The organism is Saccharibacillus sacchari DSM 19268 (assembly GCF_000585395.1).
Classification (GTDB): Bacteria; Bacillota; Bacilli; order Paenibacillales; family Paenibacillaceae; genus Saccharibacillus; species Saccharibacillus sacchari.
Genome location: NZ_KK073875.1, coordinates 2745357 through 2763714, shown reverse-complemented (window position 1 = coordinate 2763714; position 18358 = coordinate 2745357). Strand labels below are relative to the sequence as shown.

20 protein-coding genes are annotated in these 18358 nt (G+C 53.5%); 7 read left to right on the top strand and 13 right to left on the bottom strand.

Annotated elements, in window-relative coordinates; genetic code table 11:
- Window positions 1–15 precede the first annotated feature (15 nt).
- The 3 genes from SACSAC_RS27680 to SACSAC_RS11865 form a co-directional block, all read right to left on the bottom strand.
- Window positions 16–177 (bottom strand): DUF3934 family protein, encoded by a 162-nt coding sequence (locus SACSAC_RS27680; protein WP_084778023.1) that lies wholly within the window; start codon window positions 175–177, stop codon window positions 16–18.
- Between the two features lie 291 nt (window positions 178–468).
- Window positions 469–942 carry a YhfM domain-containing protein gene (locus tag SACSAC_RS11870; RefSeq protein ID WP_037286576.1) on the bottom strand — a complete coding sequence of 158 codons (474 nt, stop codon included), beginning with the start codon at window positions 940–942 and terminating at the stop codon, window positions 469–471.
- Window positions 943–1159: 217 nt separating this feature from the next.
- Window positions 1160–2128 (bottom strand): radical SAM protein, encoded by a 969-nt coding sequence (locus SACSAC_RS11865; protein ID WP_037286573.1) that lies wholly within the window; start codon window positions 2126–2128, stop codon window positions 1160–1162.
- Window positions 2129–2454: 326 nt separating this feature from the next.
- On the opposite strand from SACSAC_RS11865, the gene SACSAC_RS11860 reads away from it, so the two are divergent.
- The 5 genes from SACSAC_RS11860 to SACSAC_RS11840 all read left to right on the top strand — a co-directional run bounded on the left by SACSAC_RS11860 (window position 2455) and on the right by SACSAC_RS11840 (window position 7636).
- Entirely contained in the window at window positions 2455–3669 is a 1215-nt protein-coding gene (locus tag SACSAC_RS11860) for a branched-chain amino acid ABC transporter substrate-binding protein (protein ID WP_037286571.1), read from the top strand.
- Window positions 3670–3889: 220 nt separating this feature from the next.
- The gene (locus SACSAC_RS11855) at window positions 3890–4876 is read left to right on the top strand and encodes a branched-chain amino acid ABC transporter permease (RefSeq protein ID WP_037286568.1); all 987 of its coding nucleotides are present in this window, start codon (window positions 3890–3892) and stop codon (window positions 4874–4876) included.
- Window positions 4877–4906: 30 nt separating this feature from the next.
- Window positions 4907–6202: a branched-chain amino acid ABC transporter permease gene (locus SACSAC_RS11850; protein ID WP_051507060.1), complete on the top strand. Its 1296-nt coding sequence runs from the start codon at window positions 4907–4909 to the stop codon at window positions 6200–6202.
- Complete coding sequence (locus SACSAC_RS11845; protein WP_037286566.1) at window positions 6144–6935, top strand: ABC transporter ATP-binding protein; 792 nt, start codon at window positions 6144–6146, stop codon at window positions 6933–6935. The genes SACSAC_RS11850 and SACSAC_RS11845 overlap by 59 nt, the downstream gene beginning before the upstream one ends.
- Window positions 6932–7636, top strand: a complete 705-nt coding sequence (locus SACSAC_RS11840; RefSeq protein ID WP_037286564.1) for an ABC transporter ATP-binding protein — start codon at window positions 6932–6934, stop codon at window positions 7634–7636. The genes SACSAC_RS11845 and SACSAC_RS11840 overlap by 4 nt, the downstream gene beginning before the upstream one ends.
- Before the next feature lie 106 nt (window positions 7637–7742).
- Here SACSAC_RS11840 and SACSAC_RS11835 read toward each other — a convergent pair whose 3' ends face one another.
- The 3 genes from SACSAC_RS11835 to SACSAC_RS11825 all read right to left on the bottom strand — a co-directional run bounded on the left by SACSAC_RS11835 (window position 7743) and on the right by SACSAC_RS11825 (window position 11232).
- Window positions 7743–9326, bottom strand: coding sequence for a histidine kinase N-terminal 7TM domain-containing diguanylate cyclase (locus SACSAC_RS11835; RefSeq protein WP_051507059.1), 1584 nt, complete (start codon window positions 9324–9326; stop codon window positions 7743–7745).
- Window positions 9327–9524: 198 nt separating this feature from the next.
- Window positions 9525–10541 (bottom strand): SDR family oxidoreductase, encoded by a 1017-nt coding sequence (locus SACSAC_RS11830; RefSeq protein WP_037286561.1) that lies wholly within the window; start codon window positions 10539–10541, stop codon window positions 9525–9527.
- Between the two features lie 103 nt (window positions 10542–10644).
- On the bottom strand, window positions 10645–11232 hold the full coding sequence (locus SACSAC_RS11825; RefSeq protein WP_037286558.1) for an NAD(P)H-dependent oxidoreductase: 588 nt from the start codon (window positions 11230–11232) through the stop codon (window positions 10645–10647).
- Window positions 11233–11354: 122 nt separating this feature from the next.
- Between SACSAC_RS11825 and SACSAC_RS11820 the strand changes: the two genes are divergently transcribed.
- The gene (locus SACSAC_RS11820; RefSeq protein WP_037286556.1) at window positions 11355–11783 is read left to right on the top strand and encodes a MarR family winged helix-turn-helix transcriptional regulator; all 429 of its coding nucleotides are present in this window, start codon (window positions 11355–11357) and stop codon (window positions 11781–11783) included.
- 121 nt (window positions 11784–11904) lie between these two features.
- Here SACSAC_RS11820 and SACSAC_RS11815 read toward each other — a convergent pair whose 3' ends face one another.
- The 5 genes from SACSAC_RS11815 to SACSAC_RS11795 all read right to left on the bottom strand — a co-directional run bounded on the left by SACSAC_RS11815 (window position 11905) and on the right by SACSAC_RS11795 (window position 15349).
- Window positions 11905–12402 (bottom strand): SRPBCC family protein, encoded by a 498-nt coding sequence (locus SACSAC_RS11815; protein ID WP_037286554.1) that lies wholly within the window; start codon window positions 12400–12402, stop codon window positions 11905–11907.
- 26 nt (window positions 12403–12428) lie between these two features.
- Window positions 12429–12926 (bottom strand): SRPBCC domain-containing protein, encoded by a 498-nt coding sequence (locus SACSAC_RS11810; RefSeq protein WP_051507058.1) that lies wholly within the window; start codon window positions 12924–12926, stop codon window positions 12429–12431.
- Between the two features lie 70 nt (window positions 12927–12996).
- The gene (locus SACSAC_RS11805; RefSeq protein ID WP_037286553.1) at window positions 12997–13317 is read right to left on the bottom strand and encodes an ArsR/SmtB family transcription factor; all 321 of its coding nucleotides are present in this window, start codon (window positions 13315–13317) and stop codon (window positions 12997–12999) included.
- 582 nt (window positions 13318–13899) lie between these two features.
- A complete protein-coding gene (locus tag SACSAC_RS11800; RefSeq protein WP_037286550.1) occupies window positions 13900–14964 on the bottom strand; it encodes an LLM class flavin-dependent oxidoreductase in 1065 nt (354 codons plus the stop codon).
- A gap of 136 nt (window positions 14965–15100) precedes the next feature.
- Window positions 15101–15349, bottom strand: a complete 249-nt coding sequence (locus tag SACSAC_RS11795) for a hypothetical protein (protein ID WP_037286547.1) — start codon at window positions 15347–15349, stop codon at window positions 15101–15103.
- Window positions 15350–15532: 183 nt separating this feature from the next.
- On the opposite strand from SACSAC_RS11795, the gene SACSAC_RS11790 reads away from it, so the two are divergent.
- Window positions 15533–16450, top strand: coding sequence for an aldo/keto reductase (locus tag SACSAC_RS11790; protein ID WP_037286545.1), 918 nt, complete (start codon window positions 15533–15535; stop codon window positions 16448–16450).
- 163 nt (window positions 16451–16613) lie between these two features.
- Here the strand turns inward: SACSAC_RS11790 and SACSAC_RS11785 are convergent, their stop codons facing one another.
- Both SACSAC_RS11785 and SACSAC_RS11780 read right to left on the bottom strand, forming a co-directional pair.
- Window positions 16614–17657, bottom strand: coding sequence for an LTA glycolipid anchor biosynthesis glycosyltransferase, IagA/BgsA family (locus SACSAC_RS11785; protein WP_037286543.1), 1044 nt, complete (start codon window positions 17655–17657; stop codon window positions 16614–16616).
- A gap of 71 nt (window positions 17658–17728) precedes the next feature.
- Window positions 17729–18328, bottom strand: coding sequence for a TVP38/TMEM64 family protein (locus SACSAC_RS11780; RefSeq protein WP_037286541.1), 600 nt, complete (start codon window positions 18326–18328; stop codon window positions 17729–17731).
- Between the last annotated feature and the right edge of the window lie 30 nt (window positions 18329–18358).

Here is an 18358-nt window from a genome sequence, read left to right as displayed (position 1 = left end):
GCACGGAGGACAACGTTACTGCTTGTCCGCTCCGCCGTCTCCGGATTTACTTTCGGTTTCTTTGCCTTTGCTTTTATAAGGCTTGGGTGCGTTTTTCTTGCGGTTCTCCGCTTTTTGCCAACGGTTCCAACCCTTTTTGCCGGTTCCGCGGCCTGTACCGCCTTTTTTGCTTGCCATGCTTGGTTCGCCTCGCTTTCGCGTCCCTCGCCTCCCGCACGCGCCTGAATCGGCCGTGTCGATGCGCATGGACGTCTATCGTTCTATCCTACGCGATGAAGCAGCCTCGGCACAAGGAAAATCGCCGGATTTTCGTTCTCGACAAGGAACTTTTTCATAGGCGTGCCGGGGCACGTCGAGGGAATATGACGCGGCAACGCTGGAATCAGGTAGGCTTTAGATGTGATTCCGGGTGAGGACGAAAAGGAGGTGAAATATGTACATTGCTGAGTGTACAAACATGCCTTAGACTCATTCCAGAAGTTGAAGCAGCTCCTGGACAGAATCTGGCGCCACTGTGTACGTGATCCCCGTACCTCTTACGGTCGCTAACATACCTTGCCCATCATCAGCATTGATCCAGTAGTGAAACGAAAGAGATGTATTATTGTTCAGAGAAATAACAAAATCATAATCGGGAGTTTTGGTGCTTGCCATACCTAGCTGCTGGCTTGCCGTCGACAAAGATTGCACGACAACAGAAAATTCTTCGTCATTGGATAGTTTTTTCAGTAACACACTGCCTATGAAGCCGTGCTTCTCCGACTTAAAAATATTGATCTCCGTTATTTTTTGCTTTTGTATTTCTTCAACAATTTGTTTAAGAGTCGGCCTAGAATCAGCGCTTACTGGAGGTGGAGGTGCTCCTTCAGTATTTCGTTCGGAACATGCGGTGAAAACAAAAATACACCCGATGATCACAGTTATTCGAAATATGATTTTCAATCATAACGCCTCCTGAATCTGAATGGTCTGATTGTATTCATATCCTACATGACTATCGGACAGAACAACAGACGTCGGTTCGTTTCTTGCGTTTATATGATCAAAAAAAGGCGTAAAGCGCGGCCCCCGTGCTTTACGCCTTTTTCACGCCTTTATTCGGCCCGCGACCGTTTTGCTCAAACCGATCGTCACCACGGGCATCGATCTCTCCTCCCGCCTACGCGTCTGCCGGGAATAACGCGTCATACGCCGGACAAGGCAGCTTTTCCAAAAACTCGTCCAGCGCTTTCGGCCGGTTCGCGTAGATCGTCTTCAGATCCGTGCCTTCGTATACGTTTCCGATGACCTCCGGACGGCACAGCTCGCAGATCAGAATATCGCCGTTACCGTGTAGATGGAGCTGCTTTTTGCCATCCACGCAGTTCGAGAAGTACACGCCGGGTTCTTCCTTGAAGCCCAGTTTATCCAGGAATCGATCCATACAGGTCAGATACAGATCCGTGTCCGGGCGACGGTTTGCGATCAGTTCCTCCACCGAACGCACCAACGATTCGCGCGACGCGACGGCATTCCAGCCCGGACGCTCCGCATGATCCATCACTATGCTGTTCTGAATCTCATGAATGCGCACGCCCAGATCATGCACCATCGCACTGATCGCCGGCATATTCTCCTGAGTCGGACCGAACAGCAGCGTCTCCAGCACCGTCTCCAGACCCAACTCTACGCACAGACGAATATTTTCAATCACCTTTGTATACACACGTGGGTCCATCCCGTAGTAAGTCGCAAACGTCTCCGCATCAGTAAAGTTAAACGACAGGTGGATGTTCGATAACCCCGCTTCTTTTAAACGGCGAATGCGCTCCGGACTAAGCAGGCTTCCGTTGGTGTTGAGTTGAGTCGCGATTCCGTTCTCTGTGCAATACGCCACGATCTTCACGCAGTCTTCAAAACGCATGGTCACTTCCCCGCCGGACAGGCGTACCCGCTTCAACGTCGGAATGTCACGAATCAATCGAATGGCTTCCTCCGCACTGACTTTCGACCCGTCATCACGACGATAAGCACAGCAATAATCGCATTTAAAGTTGCAATTCGACGTCACGCCGATCTCTAATCCCTCAAGTTCGTACAACCCCGGCGTCTCCAGCTCAAGCGCCTTGTATTTGTTCTCCGTCAGCAATCCCTTCAACCTCTTCCGTACGAATTTTCCGACTCTGTGCAGACGCGGAATCCTTCGCCATTATAACGAACGGAACCCGGATTTCGGTATGACAAAGCTAACGCTCCGTGCATAAAAGAAACTTTTATAGCCCTTTTGTGAGAAAAGCACTTTACACGTAATATTCAAGTTATTTCCATGTAATATTAAGTTCCACAAAAACGTTTCGAAGACATATTTTTCTTTTATTTTGCAAATTTTAGCTTTACTTTGCCCGAACGCCCTTGTATATTCGTCTCACACACAAGCACTAAAAGTTACATAAAGTGACATTAGGAGGAAGAGAGATGAAAAGAAAAACAGCGGGGTTGGCTTCTTTGGTTTTGTTAATGAGTGTCGTATCGGCATGCGGAAACAGCGGCGGAAACACCGCGGCAAGCGGAACCGAAGCCGGAGGCACAACGGGCTCGGCCGGCGGAACAGTCATCAAGATTGCTTCGCAATCGCCGTTATCCGGCTCAAGCTCCATTCAGGGCGAAGCGATTCGACTCGGCGCCCAGATGGCACTCGAAGACCGCTCGCAAGAGTTCAAAGACCTCGGCTTCACGCTGGAACTCGTTCCCTATGACGATCAGGGCGATGCCAAAAAAGGCGTAGCCAACTCCGAAATGATCGGTGCCGATCAGGCCGTTCTCGGCGTCATCGGCCATCTGAATTCCGGCGTCTCCATCCCTTCTTCCGTCGTGTACCAAAAATACAATATCCCGATGATCTCTCCCGCCAGCACAGCGACGGAGTTCACGGATCGCAAGCTCAAGGTCGCGAACCGCGTCGTGGCACGTGACGACTTCCAAGGTCCAGCCGCCGCGCAATATGCCGTGAACGAATTAGGAGCGAAAAACATCTTCGTCATCCAGGATAAGACGGCTTATGGACAAGGCTTAGCGGAAGCATTCCGCGACGAAGCCGAGAAACTCGGCGCAACCATCGCAGGCTACGAAGCGATCACGGTCGGAGAGAAGGACTTTAACGGGGTTCTGAACATCGCGCTGAATAAGAAGCCCGACTTCATCTTCTTCGGCGGACTCTACGCCGAAGGCGGCTTACTCGTTAAACAAGCGCGCGAAAAAGGAATCACCGCTCCATTCATGGGCGGCGATGCGCTCGACTCCTCGGGCATGGTCGAGATCGCAGCCGACGACGTCAAAGATTCCTTGTACAGCTCTGTCGCAACCGACATCACCAAGACCGAAGACGGCAAAGCTTGGGCCGACAAATACAAAGAAAAATTCAATAAAAATGCCGAAGGCTATTCCGTTTACGCCTACGACTCCATGTCCGTCATGTTGGACGCCGTCAAAAGCTCCATCGACGCCGCAGGCGGAAAAATCCCTACCCGCGAAGCCGTACGAGACGCCGTTCGCGCAACCAAAGACTTCAAAGGCATCGCAACCGAAGTCGCCTTCGACGATATCGGCGACAATATCTACGCCAAAGTCTTCATTTACAAATTCGAAGAGGCCGCTTACCCCGGCTCCCTAGTCTCCGAAGTCAGCAAATAAGACTACGCCAAGCGCTTCGCAACCACGAAGCGCCTCTTTAATCCCTACCCCCGGAAGGCAAACGGGGCGAAGGGAGAGGTTCAGTGAAGGTCGCCTTTGAAATCGGGAAGCAACCTTATTAAAGTTAACTCGGCTTCCCGATTGAAACAGCGACCGCAACGAACCTCTCCCGCAGCCCCTCCTGCCTTTCCCCCACCAAACAGAAAGGACCGATGCCTTCATGCTCTCCAGCATTCTAAGCTCTTTGCCGCAGGTATTGATCGACGGCCTGGCGCTCGGCGCGATCTACGCCGTCGTCGCCCTCGGCTATACGATGGTCTACGGCATCCTCGAACTGATCAACTTCGCGCACGGCGAAGTGTTTATGACCGGAGCCTTTGTCGGCACGGCCACCCTGTTTATTTTCGACGATGCCGGCTTTTTGTCTTCCGCTCCAGGCTGGATCGTCTATTTTCTGGTCATCCTGATCTCCATGATCATCACCGGACTGCTCGGCGTATTGATCGAGAGGATCGCCTATCGTCCGCTGCGACGGGCACCCAAGCTGATCTCGCTCATTTCCGCAATCGGAGTCTCCTTTGTCCTTCAGGACTTGATTCGCTTTATCGCGGAGCTGATTACCGGCAATTATATCGTTAGCGGAATTTCTTTGTTCCGGGGCACATTCGAACTCGGCACCTCGTCACTGTCTTCCACCTTCAACGACTCGTTCGTCAAAAACAATACGTTCATTATTATCGGCGTCGCGATCTTGCTCATGCTGGCACTCGACCTGTTCGTCAATCGCACCAAATGGGGCGTTGCCATGCGGGCGGTCGCGCAAGATCGGGAAACGGCATCGCTGATGTCGATCAACGTCAACAAAGTCATCGTGCTGACCTTCTTCATCGGCTCGGCGCTGGGCGGCGCGACAGGCGTTCTGTTCGCTCAGCAATACGGCACGATCGATCCTTATATCGGATACATACTCGGTCTCAAAGCATTCACCGCAGCGGTGCTCGGCGGCATCGGCAATATCCGCGGCGCCATGTTCGGCGGACTCGCGATCGGTCTGCTGGAAATGTTCGCATCCGCCAATCTCGGTCTGATCACTCACGGCAACTTCGGCTCGGAATACAAAGACGTCTTCGCCTTCGCGATCCTGATCCTCGTTCTGATCTTCAAGCCGGAAGGGCTATTCGGCCGTGCCGTCAAAGAAAAAGTCTGATAGTCGCACCCAAACGAAAGGAGGAAGTCCATGTCCGGATTCAAGCTCGCCCTGCAAAACAACAAAGTTCTCCAACTGTCGCTGCTGGCAGCCTTCGTGCTCGTATCGGCGCTCAGCGTCTACCTGACCAGCCGTTCGGTCATCGCGTTCATCCTGCTGCTCGGCTCGCTGCTGCTCTTGTACTACACCTCGCTGAGCAACGGGATGAAATGGGCCGTCGCCGGACTTCTGCTGATCCTCGTCATTCCGTTCGCTACCGCAGGCGGGCCATCGCATGAATCCTATATGGAAGTCGCGACCCAATGCGGCATCTACGTGGCGATGGCATTGGGACTGAACATCGTCGTCGGCTTCGCCGGACTGCTGGATCTCGGGTTTGTCGCCTTCTTCGCGATCGGCGCTTATACGTACGGGATTTTTGCGACAGGTCAGGCGAACAACTTCATCCCCGGCGACCTGTTCCCGCTATCCGGCGATTATTTCTGGGTGTTTATCATCCTTGGAGGCATCATGGCCGCAATCTTCGGCGTGCTGCTCGGTCTTCCGGTGCTGCGGGTCAAGGGAGATTATCTCGCCATCGTCACGCTGGGCTTCGGCGAGATTGTACGGATCATTTTCAACAATCTGGAGAAGCCGGTGAATATCACGAACGGCGCGATGGGCTTGTCCTCGATCAGCCCGCCGAACCTGTTCGGTCTGCAATTTACGTTTCCGCACCAGTTTTACTTTATCGTGCTCGGCATTCTGGCGGTCGTGATCTTCGGGGTGAGACGGTTCGAGCATTCGCGCATCGGCCGCTCCTGGAAAGCCGTTCGGGAAAACGAGATCGCCGCGCAGTCCATGGGCATTCCGTTGATTCGCACCAAGCTGACCGCGTTTGCCATCGGCGCTTCATTTTCCGGGCTGATGGGCGTCGTGTTCGCGGCTAAACAGACCTTCATCGACCCGTCAAGCTTCACATTGCTGGAATCGACGACGATTCTGGTCATGGTCGTGCTCGGCGGCATGGGCAGCGTGCCCGGCGTTATTCTGGGTGCGGTGCTGGTCACATTATTGAACTTGCAGGTGCTTGCCGAATTTACCGGATGGCTGAACCAACTCTCGATGCAGGGGATCATCACGCTGCCGAACGCGCTGTCCCCGGTCAAAATGCAGCGGTTCATTTTCGGCGCCATCTTGATCCTGATCGCCATCTTCCGTCCGCACGGCCTAATCTCCGCACGCAATCGCAAGATCCCTCTATCTCAGGTAAAGGAGGGCGAAGCGCATGAACATCCTGAGCGTTCAAGGACTAGTCAAAAAGTTCGGCGGGTTAATGGCAGTTAACGGTGTCGATTACGCATTCGAACGCGGCAAAATCTCGGCTGTAATCGGTCCGAACGGCGCAGGGAAAACGACCTTCTTCAACATGATCACCGGAATCTACGTCCCTGACGCCGGAAGCATTGAGCTGGACGGGAAGTCGATCGTACGCGTAAAGCCGGATAAAATTACGGATCAAGGCATCGCGCGTACGTTTCAAAATATCCGGCTATTCGGCAGCATGACCGTGCTTGAGAACGTCATGGTCGGCATGCATATTCATCTGAAGGCCGGAATCCTCAGCACGCTGCTGAATCTCCCCCTGGTGCGCCGCGAGGAAAAGGAAACGATGCACGAAGCCTATCGCCTGCTCGAATACGTCGGACTGGCTTCTTTGTATAACGAAGAAGCGGCAAGCCTGCCGTACGGCGCGCAGCGGCGGTTGGAGATTGCCCGCGCGCTAGCCGCCAAACCGAAGGTGCTGCTGCTCGACGAGCCCGCCGCCGGCATGAACCCGCGCGAGACGAATGAACTGACTGACCTGATCCGGCGCATTCAACGCGAACGCGAAATTTCGATCATTCTGATCGAACACGATATGAAGCTGGTCATGGGATTGTCGGATCATATTCTGGTACTGGATCACGGGGAGAAGATTGCGGAAGGGAATCCGGAAGATATCCGCGCGAACCCGAAGGTCATCGAAGCTTATTTGGGCAAAAGCGCGCTGCAAGACGAGGAGGTCATGCCGATATGAGTTTGCTGGAGATGAAGCAGGTACAGGCCTACTATGGCGGAATCCATGCGTTAAAAGGCATTGATCTGGCCGTGGAGGAAGGCGAGATCGTATCGTTGATCGGCTCTAACGGAGCTGGCAAATCGACGACGCTCAAAGCCATCTGCGGTCAGGTGAAAACAAAAGGAACAATCTCGTTCGCCGGCAAAGAAATTCAGGCGCAACCTCCGCATGCGACTGCCCTTAGCGGCATCGCGCATGTTCCGGAAGGCCGGCGCATTTTCCCCAAGCTGACCGTAAAAGAAAACCTGGAGATGGGCGCCTTTTCCGTACGCGACAAAAAAGTGATCCGGGAACGGATCGAGCGAGCCTTCGCCCATTTCCCGCGGCTGAAGGAGCGATACCATCAACAAGGCGGCACGATGAGCGGCGGCGAACAGCAGATGCTGGCTATCGCCCGCGCCATGATGATGAAGCCGCGCATTCTGCTGCTCGACGAGCCTTCGATGGGCCTCGCTCCGGTCATGGTGGATCAGATCTTCGAGATTATTGAGGAATTGAACCGCGAAGGAACGACCATCTTGCTGGTGGAGCAAAATGCGTATCAGGCTCTTCAGATCGCAAGCCGCGGTTATGTCATTCAGACAGGCGAGATCATCATGCAGGACAGTGCGCGAGCGCTCCTGCATAGCGAACTGGTGAAGGAAGCGTATCTGGCTTAGGGTGTATACGCAACAAAACCGAATCGTCGCTCGGACTTTTGCGGAGTCTGCAAAGGTTCGGCCGATTCGGCTTATTGATGTTTTTGTTTCTTGTCCTGAAAAGACTTTAATTGGCTTCCAGCGACTGGCGATCTTCATCCTCGCACAGTCCCACTCGATTGCGACCGAGTTTTTTGGCACTGTACAACGCATGGTCGGCGCGTCGCATCAGCAATTGCATCTCCGGCGCGCCGTACCGTTCGCCCAACGGCGACAGCAGATGCGAGACGCCAAAGCTCGATGTCGCCCGAACCGTGCGACCTTCCACGACAATCTCCAATCGCTCTACGGCGGCCCGTATTTTTTCCGCGATGATACGGCCTTGCTCGATATTCGTTTCCGGCAGGCACAGCACGAATTCATCCCCGCCGTACCGCCCCGCGATGCCGCTTCCGTCGAGTACGTTGCGAATAATTTCAGCCACGCCGGCCAGTACGCCATCTCCCGCTTCATGACCGAACGTATCGTTGACCTTTTTGAAATGATCCACGTCGAACATGATCACCGATACCCCCGGCCCTTGCGGCGACAGCTCCCGGAGCGCCGTTTCGGATCGTTCGATCAGTGCATTCTTATTGAACAGACCCGTCAATCCGTCGGTGCTGGCAAGCTTTTGAAGCTTCTGTTCCAATACGACGCGTTCCGTAATATCGATGAAGGTCACGATTCGTCCCGAACGGCGGGAGTCCCGATCACGGATTGGCGAAAAGCGTACATGTACATATAAAGGACGCTCCGCATCCAACTTAAGATCATGCTCGCCGCCAAGTTCGACGCATTTGGCAATCGCGGGATGACCCGCAAGCGCTTCCGCCGCGCTGCGTCCAATGCTTTTTTTGCACAATTCAGGAACCAGCCGCAGCATCGCCCGATTATAATCGACCACGACATCCTGTTCGTTGAGCACAAGCACGCCGTCTCCCATATTTTCGAATACGATCTCCCGCGCGATGGGAGCAACGTTGAACATCCGGAAACGGAAAACCGCCATGCTGTGGAAAATGAACGACACGCTGATAAAAACCGGGCCCAGATCGATGCCGTACGGACTTTTGCCCGCGAGATAATACAGATTCCCGGCTACCGGAACGAGCAAACCCGCCGTCATCGCCAGCATTTGCAACCGGAAGCGATAGCGAGCCTTGAGCATCCGAATCAAAAGCACGCCGATCGCTACCGCCAAGCAGCTATACATATAGATCGTGTGTACCAGATACCAAGGGCCTTTGCCCAATTCCACGATCGGAAACGGCGCGTCTGCCCGAAGACCGACCGATGTGTAATAAAGTTGATGAAAATCATTCGTGTGCTGAAAAATAAAGGTCAACAACGGAATGATGAACAACGCCCGTCTTTTCCACGGCCCGATCTGCATATCCGCATATTCCAGACACATGAGCAGCGTGAATACCGGCAGAAACGGCAGCGAGAAATATTCAATGCCGATCCAGAACTTGATCTGACTCAAGTCGCCGCTGGTTAACTCGAAAGCGTAACCGAAAGCCAAAATCGAAGCCATCAGCGCCGCAAGGATATAATATCGTCCGCCGGGAGCGTTACGGAAGCGAAGCATGGCATACACCGCGAGAAAAAGGCTCAGCGCTCCCCCCATCAGAATGACCGACACGTATACGAGTAATTGCTGAGCCATTTTCACCTACTCCATCCGATAATGATCCGAATTTTTGCTTGCTATCTCTAATACGTATTATAAAGCAATTTAGCTTACATTAACCAAAAATAAATAGGCGCTCCATGCCCGATATCTGTTTTCGTATAGAAAAAACCGCTTGGCAGCAGGCCCGAAGCGGTTTTGTTTCCTTGTTTATTTTTCTTTTAACGATATGAATTAGCCTTTCACTTCCGCAATCGCCCGCTCCAGAGCCGCTGCGATCCGATCGCTCCAAGCATCGAATTCGGCGTCTTCTTTTTGAACTTCCGGATGGGCCAGCGCATATTCGACGGCTTCGCGCAAACCTTGGTCCGCACGCGTCGCGGCCACGAAGTCCGGCACGAGGCGCTTCAGCTTCGCATTGTCGAATACGACGGAATTGGCCTTGTCGCCGAGCAGGCTGCCGCGATAATCCTCGTCGCTTGCCGCATCCAGGAACGTCGACGGCACATACAGCGGATTCAACTTCACGCCGAGCACGGATGCAATGATCTCATGGATCTGGTTCCAGGTGAGCGATTCGTCCGAGGTGATCTGCACCGCTTCCCCGATGGCATGGAGATTGCCCATCAGTCCGACGAAACCTTTGGCGAAGTCGCGGCTGTGGGTCAACGTCCAGAGCGAAGTGCCGTCGCCGTGGATGATGACCGGTTTGCCTTCTTGAATACGCTTGAGCACGGACCAAGGCCCGCAGCTGCCGTGCACGCCGACCGGAACCGAACGTTCGCTGTAGGTATGGCTCGGACGCACGATGGTTACCGGGAAGCCTTGTTCGCGGTATTCCTTCATCAAGTAATCTTCGCAGGCGATCTTGTTGCGGGAATATTCCCAATACGGATTCGCCAGCGGCGTGCCTTCGTTGATCCGGTAATCCGCCGGCGGCGACTGGTAAGCCGAAGCCGAGCTGATGAAGATATATTGTTTCGTTTTATCCTTGAACAGGCGGTAGTCCCGCTCCACCTGCTCCGGCGTAAATGCGATAAAGTCTGCGACCACGTCGAAGTTGAGATCCGCGATCAGTTCCGCCACCTTGGCTTCGTCGTTGATGTCGCCTTTCAAAATTTTCGCGCCTTCCGGCAACCCCTCGTTGCGATTGCCCCGGTTCAGCAGATACAATTCATGCCCCTGCGTCAGCAGCAGCTTGGTGATCTCCGTACTGATGGTGCCCGTTCCCCCGATAAACAGTGCTTTCATAACTGATTCGCCTCCGTCTAAGTAAGTTGGACATTCCGGCTTTTCGGCCTTCCGTTTTACCTTAGCACGCAGTTATCTTGAATACAAACCGAAAGAGTAGGAATTAGCTCGTAACCGCCCGGAAATAGCGATACACCTTCTCCAGCTTTTGCTCATGCTTGCCTTTCGGACTTTCCATATTGCCGAATTCGAAAAATTTCACTTTTTTAATCCCGACGTAGTTGAACAGCGCCTTGCGCATCAGAATGCGGTGAGCGTTGCCCAGCCACAATTGCAGGTACCCGGTCGGCCCCTTCATCACGGAAACACAGACGACCGATTTGCCTTTGAGCAGACCTTCCGGCAGCAGGCCGCCTTTGTCGCGGTACGCGAAGTTGGACGCAAACATCTTGTCGATGAAGCCCATCAGCATCGCAGGCGGACGCCCCCACCAGATCGGATAGATCAACACGATCTTATCCGCCCACAGCATCAGCTCGCGATGGCGCGCCAGTTCCGGGTCGATATGCATATCCCGTCTTCTTTTCTCTTCATTGAACATCAGCACCGGATCGAAGCCTTCTTCGTACAAATCAAGCACTCGGGTTTCGTTAACCTGCGCATTCTCGTCAGCGCCGCGCAACACCTGCTCCATGAACGAGTAACTCAAGCTTTTATGGTTAGGGTGAGCATAAATCAACAGCATGTTCATTAATAACGCCTCCATTTACTTATCTTTTGATAACAAAAAGGTATCACGCATGACTTATAGTTGTCAAATGATAATTGTATATGGATAAGTTTTTTGCTATGTTGGGTGCAAGAGGTGAGAACATGGATCATGGTACTTTGTTTCAAAAATTCGTTGCGTTCACGGCAGACCTGCACGAAGTCAGCCACGAGTTGACCCGGGGCGTGAAGAACGAAGACGTCACGCCCGTTCAATATAAAATTTTGGAGTATATGATGGTCAGCCAGCCCGTAACGCCGAGCGAGATCGCGGATTGCGTGGACCTGTCGCTGCCGAATACAAGCCGCGAATTGCGCAAGCTGACGGAAAAAAGACTCTGTGAAAAAGCGACGGACGACGTCGATCGACGACGCCAGCTGTTCCGGTTGTCGACAGACGGGCAAGCGATGATGGGACGCGTGTTCGCGCAAGCCCAGCAAGGATTCGAGCAGCGGATCGCCGGGTTGACGGAGGACGAGTTGAAGGAGTTGGAAGAGGCGTTGGAGTTGCTTCAGAAGAAGGTATTTCGTTAAAAAAAGCGCAGATTCTTCCCGAAGTTTTTCGCTTCGAAACGAATCCGCATACTAAAAAGCCGCTGGCGATGGTGCCGGCGGCTTCGTTGATTTGCGTCTATTGCTGTATTCGGCGAGCGGATCAAATGAGATAGGCCTCCAAACGTTCCAGCACATCGCCCATGCCTTGCTCCATTCCGATGTCGATCATGGTATTCAGATCATCCTCGGAGTCATACCGCATGCGCACGGTGAGCCGCGTTCCCTCCTCGTGATCGGCAAAGAGCATCGTTACCGCTCCTTGCGGCATAATCTCGTCAATCACATTATTGGCATCTGCAAAAAGGTCGATAAAAGTGAAGGAACGGGGCTTATCGATCTCCCGATACAGCCATCTGCCGCCTGCGTCCGTACCATACAGGTCTCCCGGCGTTTGACCCGTATATTTCATCGCATAGAACCAAGAGCCGTCGACGCGAAAATCAACCTCGCATGCCGTCAATTCCCAATCTCCCGGCGCCCACCAACGTCTCAGATGCTCCGATTGCGTCAACGCATCGAATAGAGTCTCCGGGGATACGCCAAAGCTTTTCTCCAGGATCAGTTCCAGCGGTTCGACTCTCGACGTTACCTTGCCCATCGTACCACCTCCAGCGAATGCTCAACTTAGCCCAGATATTCGTCCAGTCGATCCCAAGTCTCGCGAATGCCCTGCTCCATGCCCATTTCCATCACTGTCTTGAGCGACTCTTCGGAATCATACAACGTGCGGGAGATGACTTTGGTTCCGCCTTCGACTTCCTCGAAAACAAGCGTGGTGTCGGACGGCGGCATATCTTCGTTGAGGGTGCCTTCGGCATCTGAGAAATAATCCGTATAGACGATGGAGTTCGGCGCGTCGATCGCCCGATAGACGGCTTTGCCCCACGATTCCATGCCGAAGAATTCGCCCTGCGACTCGTCCTTGCACGTCATGCAATAGTGCCAAGCGCCTTCCGGACGGAAATCGAGGTTGCACGCGGTAAGTTCCCAGCCACGGGGTCCCCACCAATGCTTCAAGTGCTCGCACTCCGTAAATGCGGCAAATACCTTGTCACGTGATGCGTTGAACACGCGTTCCATTGCGAATTCCAGTCCTTCGGCCTTAATTGTCATTTCTCCCATGTCGAAACCCTCCCCGAAATCATCAATTTATGATGGTACGCGTTACGCAGTCGTCTTCGTCATTCTGCGTTCAATCCGGCATGTTTTTCAAATAATCGTCCAGTCGGTCGAAACGTTCGTTCCACAGCTCCCGATAACCTGTCAGCCAAAGTTCCAGCTCTTGAAAAGGTTCCGCCCGAAGCCGATAATGCCTGCGATTGGCATCGGCTTCAACTTCGACGATGCCCGCTTGTTGAAGCACCTTGAGATGCTTTGAAGCTTGAGGCTGGCGGATCTGCAACCGCTCCGCGATCTCACCCACGCTCAGCGGCCCGCTGCGCAGCAGCGAGACCATCCGCATTCGGCTCGGTTCAGCCAAAGCGGCGAATACCGCGATATTTTCTTCGTTCATATCGTTTTTGCGCAGCCTTGCAACCCGGCGGCATTTCCTTTGTCGCACCCGCTGAGCCTGCGCAAGATCACCTCTTTTCGCGTTCTGCCTTAAGATACGTCTACTATAACCGAACCGAATATTCCTGTAAAGGAATATTCGAAAAATAAAAGAAATCGGGCAGCAGAAAAAGCCTGCGATGTAATATCGCAGGCTCGCTTTTAAAAGATGAGCATAAGGGCGTCGCAGCTAAGCGTAGCAAATAACTACGTAAATACAGTTATTCTGAGAGCAGATACGTTTGAGCATCAAATAACTGCACACATACAGTTATTTGAAGAAAACCATCCGAATCGAGCGGAAATCCCCTCATTTAAATGGAGATTTGCAGTTATTTTCCGAGTACGAAAGCATAGGACAGATTTAAACGGATATATGCAGTTATCGAGATAACTGAACTTAATAGCTTGTCAACTCTTAATCAGAGGTTGTGTTCGACTGAAACGCACACGCTTTAGGTGCGTTTCCGTTGGAGACTTCGTACACGCTTTAGGTACGAAATCTCAGTCGAACACAACCTTACTTTTAGCGTTGACAAGGTACTTAATCCTCCGGCTGTCCGGCCGCTTCCCATGCCGCGATCTCTTCGCGTACGATCGGAGCGACTTTCGTGCCTAGCAGTTCAACCGAACGCAGCACATCGTCGTGATTTTTCATCGTGCCGACCGGCGTATGCAGCATGAAGCGGGTAATGCCCACCTTTTTGCGCAGATCGATGATTTTTTTCGCGACCGTCTCCGGGCTGCCGACATACAGAGCGCCTTCCGGTCCGCGCAGGGCATCGAAACCTTGACGCGTATAAGGACCCCAACCGCGTTCTTTGCCCAGAACGGTCATGGCATACTGCATCGAAGGGAAGAATTTGTCCGCAGCGATGTCGTCGCTCTCGCCGACGAAGCCGTGCGAGTGGGAAGCGACCGGAAGCAGGGAAGCATCATTCCCGCCGTGTTCCGCCGCGCGTTTGTACAGGTCGACCAGCGGCGCGAATTGCGCGGGACGTCCGCCGATAATCGCCAATACGAGCGGAAGATTCAGCAGACCCGCGCGCACCACGGATTCCTGATTACCGCCGCTGCCGATCCAGATCGGGAGCTTTTCCTGGACCGGACGCGGATACACGCCGCGGCTCTTGATTGCAGGGCGATGGCCGCCTTTCCAATCCACGATCTCCGACTCCTGAATTTTGAGCAGCAATTCCAGTTTCTCGTCGAACAACTCGTCGTAATCGTTCAGGTCGTAGCCGAACAGCGGGAACGATTCGATAAACGATCCGCGTCCCGCCATGATTTCCGCGCGGCCGTTCGAAATCGCGTCCACGGTGGAAAAGTCTTGGAAGACGCGCACCGGATCGGCCGACGAAAGCACCGTAACGGCACTCGTCAAACGAATGTTTTCCGTACGCGCCGCGGCCGCAGCCAAAATGACCGCCGGAGCGGATGCTGCATAGTCCGCGCGATGATGTTCGCCTACGCCGAATACGTCGAGACCGACTTTGTCCGCAAGCACGATCTCCTCGACGACTTGGCGAATGCGCTCCGCGTGGCTGATCGTAGGCCCGTTCCCGTCTGCCGGGGTTGTTTCTACAAAGGTACTGATACCGATTTCCATGATTGAATCTCCTTTTCGATAAGCCGACTTTTGAGGTTCGGATAGTTATACTAAATAAAGTAAGTAACTATAATTATTTTATATACTCATTATCGGCTTTTTCGGTGGAGATTTCAAGTGTTGTTTTTGGACAGTGTTATTCGAACAGCGGAAACAAAGACGGAACCGCTGCGAAAAAGACAATTAGAATGATTCCGGCGATCACCAGAGCGCTTCCCGCTGCCAATTTGGCTGTACGTTCGCGCGGAACGGCACCGCCATGCCCCCAGTCCTCGCTTTTTCGATAAGGCTCCGGCTTGGGAAGGAACCCTCGACGCAAGTACAACACACCCAACAGAATCAGGGCGATGCCCGGAAACAACAGCCCATAAGCTCCGATTGGCATACCATTCACTCCTTTCTGGTAGTAACAAATACATTAACCAAAAAAGGGGAAAGTACGCTCTATTCTTGCTTAGTCATCTTGAAACCGCTTTTCTTTTATGTAAAAATTATAGTGTCTTGCCATTCGCGAGCACTTTTCTTTCGAACATAGCCTATGGATATATACTAAGGAGGAAATCGAATCATGAGAACGATCAAGCTCGGAACAAGCAACCTCGACGTACCGGTGGTCGCTGTCGGCTGCATGCGCATCAACTCGCTGGAGAAACAGGAAGCGGAAGCGTTCGTGCAGACTTCGCTGGACGAAGGCGCGAATTTCTTCGATCATGCGGACATCTACGGCGGGGGTCAATGCGAGGAGATTTTTGCGGAAGCGGTACATATGAGCCCGACCGTGCGCGAGAAGCTGATTCTCCAGTCCAAGTGCGGCATTCGCCAAGGACAATTCGACTTTTCCAAAGAACATATCCTTTCTTCCGTCGACGGCATTCTGAAGCGCTTGAACACGGAATACTTGGACGTTCTGCTGCTGCACCGCCCGGACGCGCTCGTTGAGCCGGAAGAAGTCGCGGAAGCGTTCGACCAGTTGGAAGCTTCGGGCAAAGTCCGTCATTTCGGCGTATCCAACCAGAAGCCGATGCAGATCGAGCTTTTGAAAAAGTACGTGAAACAGCCGCTCGTCGCCAATCAGCTTCAACTCAGCATCACGAACGCCAACATGATCTCCAACGGCGTCAACGTGAACATGCTGATCGACGAGTCGGTAGACCGCGACGGAAGCATTCTCGACTACTGCCGTCTGCACGACATTACCATTCAACCGTGGTCGCCGTTCCAGTACGGATTCTTCGAAGGCGTCTTCCTGGACAACGAGAAGTTCCCGGAGCTTAACGCGGAGATCAACAAAGTTGCCGAAGCGCACGGCGTAAGCAACACGACGATCGCGATCGCGTGGCTGCTGCGTCACCCGGCGAACATGCAGCCCGTAACCGGCACGATGAACATTCAGCGCATCAAGGACTGCATCAAGGCAAGCGAAGTGAAACTGTCCCGCGAAGAGTGGTACGGCATTTACCGCGCGGCGGGGAATCAACTGCCTTAAGCTTAGTTTGAAAAAAATCGGCAGCGCGCCATCGAGAGTCGTATTGCAGCGATCGATTTTTCTTTAAAAAAGAACCCTGTTCGCCCCGCGACCCGTTTATCCGAAGATAAGCAGGCCGCGACGGCGACAAGGGTTCTTTTTTACCTATAATAAAATCAACTCGTTAAGCCTCCGGCCGCAGCACCTGCGCCTTCGGCTTCTCCGTCCCGCTATGTAACGCATTCGCGTACAACTCAACCAATCTTCGTCCTACCGCATCCAGATCCAGACCGAACGCAAGCTTCCGGCCGTTCTCGGTCAGGTCAGGCAGCGCGCGCTCCGTAATCCCCCGAATCCCGCGTTCGAATGTCTCCAGATCGCGAGCCTTGTATACCGTGCCGCCATCCTCCAGCCACTCCGCATAGATCGGCAGGTCGCGCACCAGTACCGGAATCCCCGCAGCCAGCGCCTCCAGCAGCACAATCCCTTCCGTCTCCTCATGCGTGGCAAACAAGAACAGATCGCTGCCGCAATACGCGTCCCGCAGCTCATCCCGATTCACGTAGCCCGGAAAATGCAAGTTCGGCAGTTTACTCTCGACCGCTTCGCGAATTTTGGCGGGTACCATATACAGCGGCGTGAAGCCGAACCAGTAAAATTCGTGATCCGGCATTCGGCGCGCCAGTTCAACGAAGTCCAATACCCCTTTGCGCTCGATATAGTGGCCGACGGAGATGACGACTTTCGTCTCGCCCGACAACCCGTGCTTGCGGCGGAAACGTTGACCCGCCTCCGTATCCGGTGCAAAAAAAGCGCTATCCACGCCGTTCGACAGACTTACGATCGGCGGAATCTTTCCATAGGCTTGAATCAATCCTTTTGAATACTCGGTCGGGGTAATCAGCAAGTCGGCACTGCGATAGCAGCGCAAAATCCACTGCTTGAACAGCGGCGCAGCCAGGTTGGAGCCGATAAACGAATTGCGAAAATCCTCCATGGTGGAGTGGGCGTGGTAGACGACTTTTTTGCCTTTGCGTTTCGCTCTGCGCGCCATTCGCAGCGAATCCGGGAAGATGGTATTCAGATGCACGAGGTCGTAATCGTCCTGCTCGTCCATCGTATAATCGACGCCAAGCCGCTCCATCGCCTCGCGCTGATGACGGATCGCTTCGCCTACGCCGCTGCGGCTCACCGTTTTTAACGAGCCGGCATACAACAATATTTTCATGAAAAATCCCTGCCCTTCCGAAGCGTAACCCTGCTATGGGAGCGTGGCAAGCCGCTACGACGCCTGCTCTCTTATACAATGCCGAATAGTCTTGCGAAATAAGTGATCGCCGTGCTTAGACCGAAGCTGTAAGCCGCAATCGCCAGCGGCTTGCCCAGCAGGATGATCGCGGTAAAACGGCGGAACGTCATCTTGGTCGTTCCGGCCAGGTAGCACAGGAAATCATCGGGCGCGACCGGCATGAAGATCGCCACGGCGAACAGGTTATTGAAGCGGCGCCCTTCCGTCCAATGATTATATTTAGCCCGAACCTTCGGACTGAACATGCTCTCGATAATCGGTTGCCCGTACTTTCGCGCCAACAGGAACGCCGCAAGGGAGCCTAGGCAGATACCCACGTAATTATAGATAAATCCGGCCAACGGCCCGAAGACCAATATCCCCGCCACGCATCCGATGCCTCCCGGCAGAATCGGAATCACGACCTGCACAGCCTGGAATACGACGAAGATCAGCGGCGCCCAGACGCCGAAGCCTTCCAGAAAAGCGCCCAGCGACTCCTGTGAACGGAAGATGCCCGTATAGAAGCCGTAGAACGCGAGAGCCGCGCAGGCTGCAAGACCCGCAGCGGTCGAGGCATTCATCATGATTCGAAGCGAAAAGGGCTTCATAGTCGGTTCCTCCGATTCGTGAAATGGGAC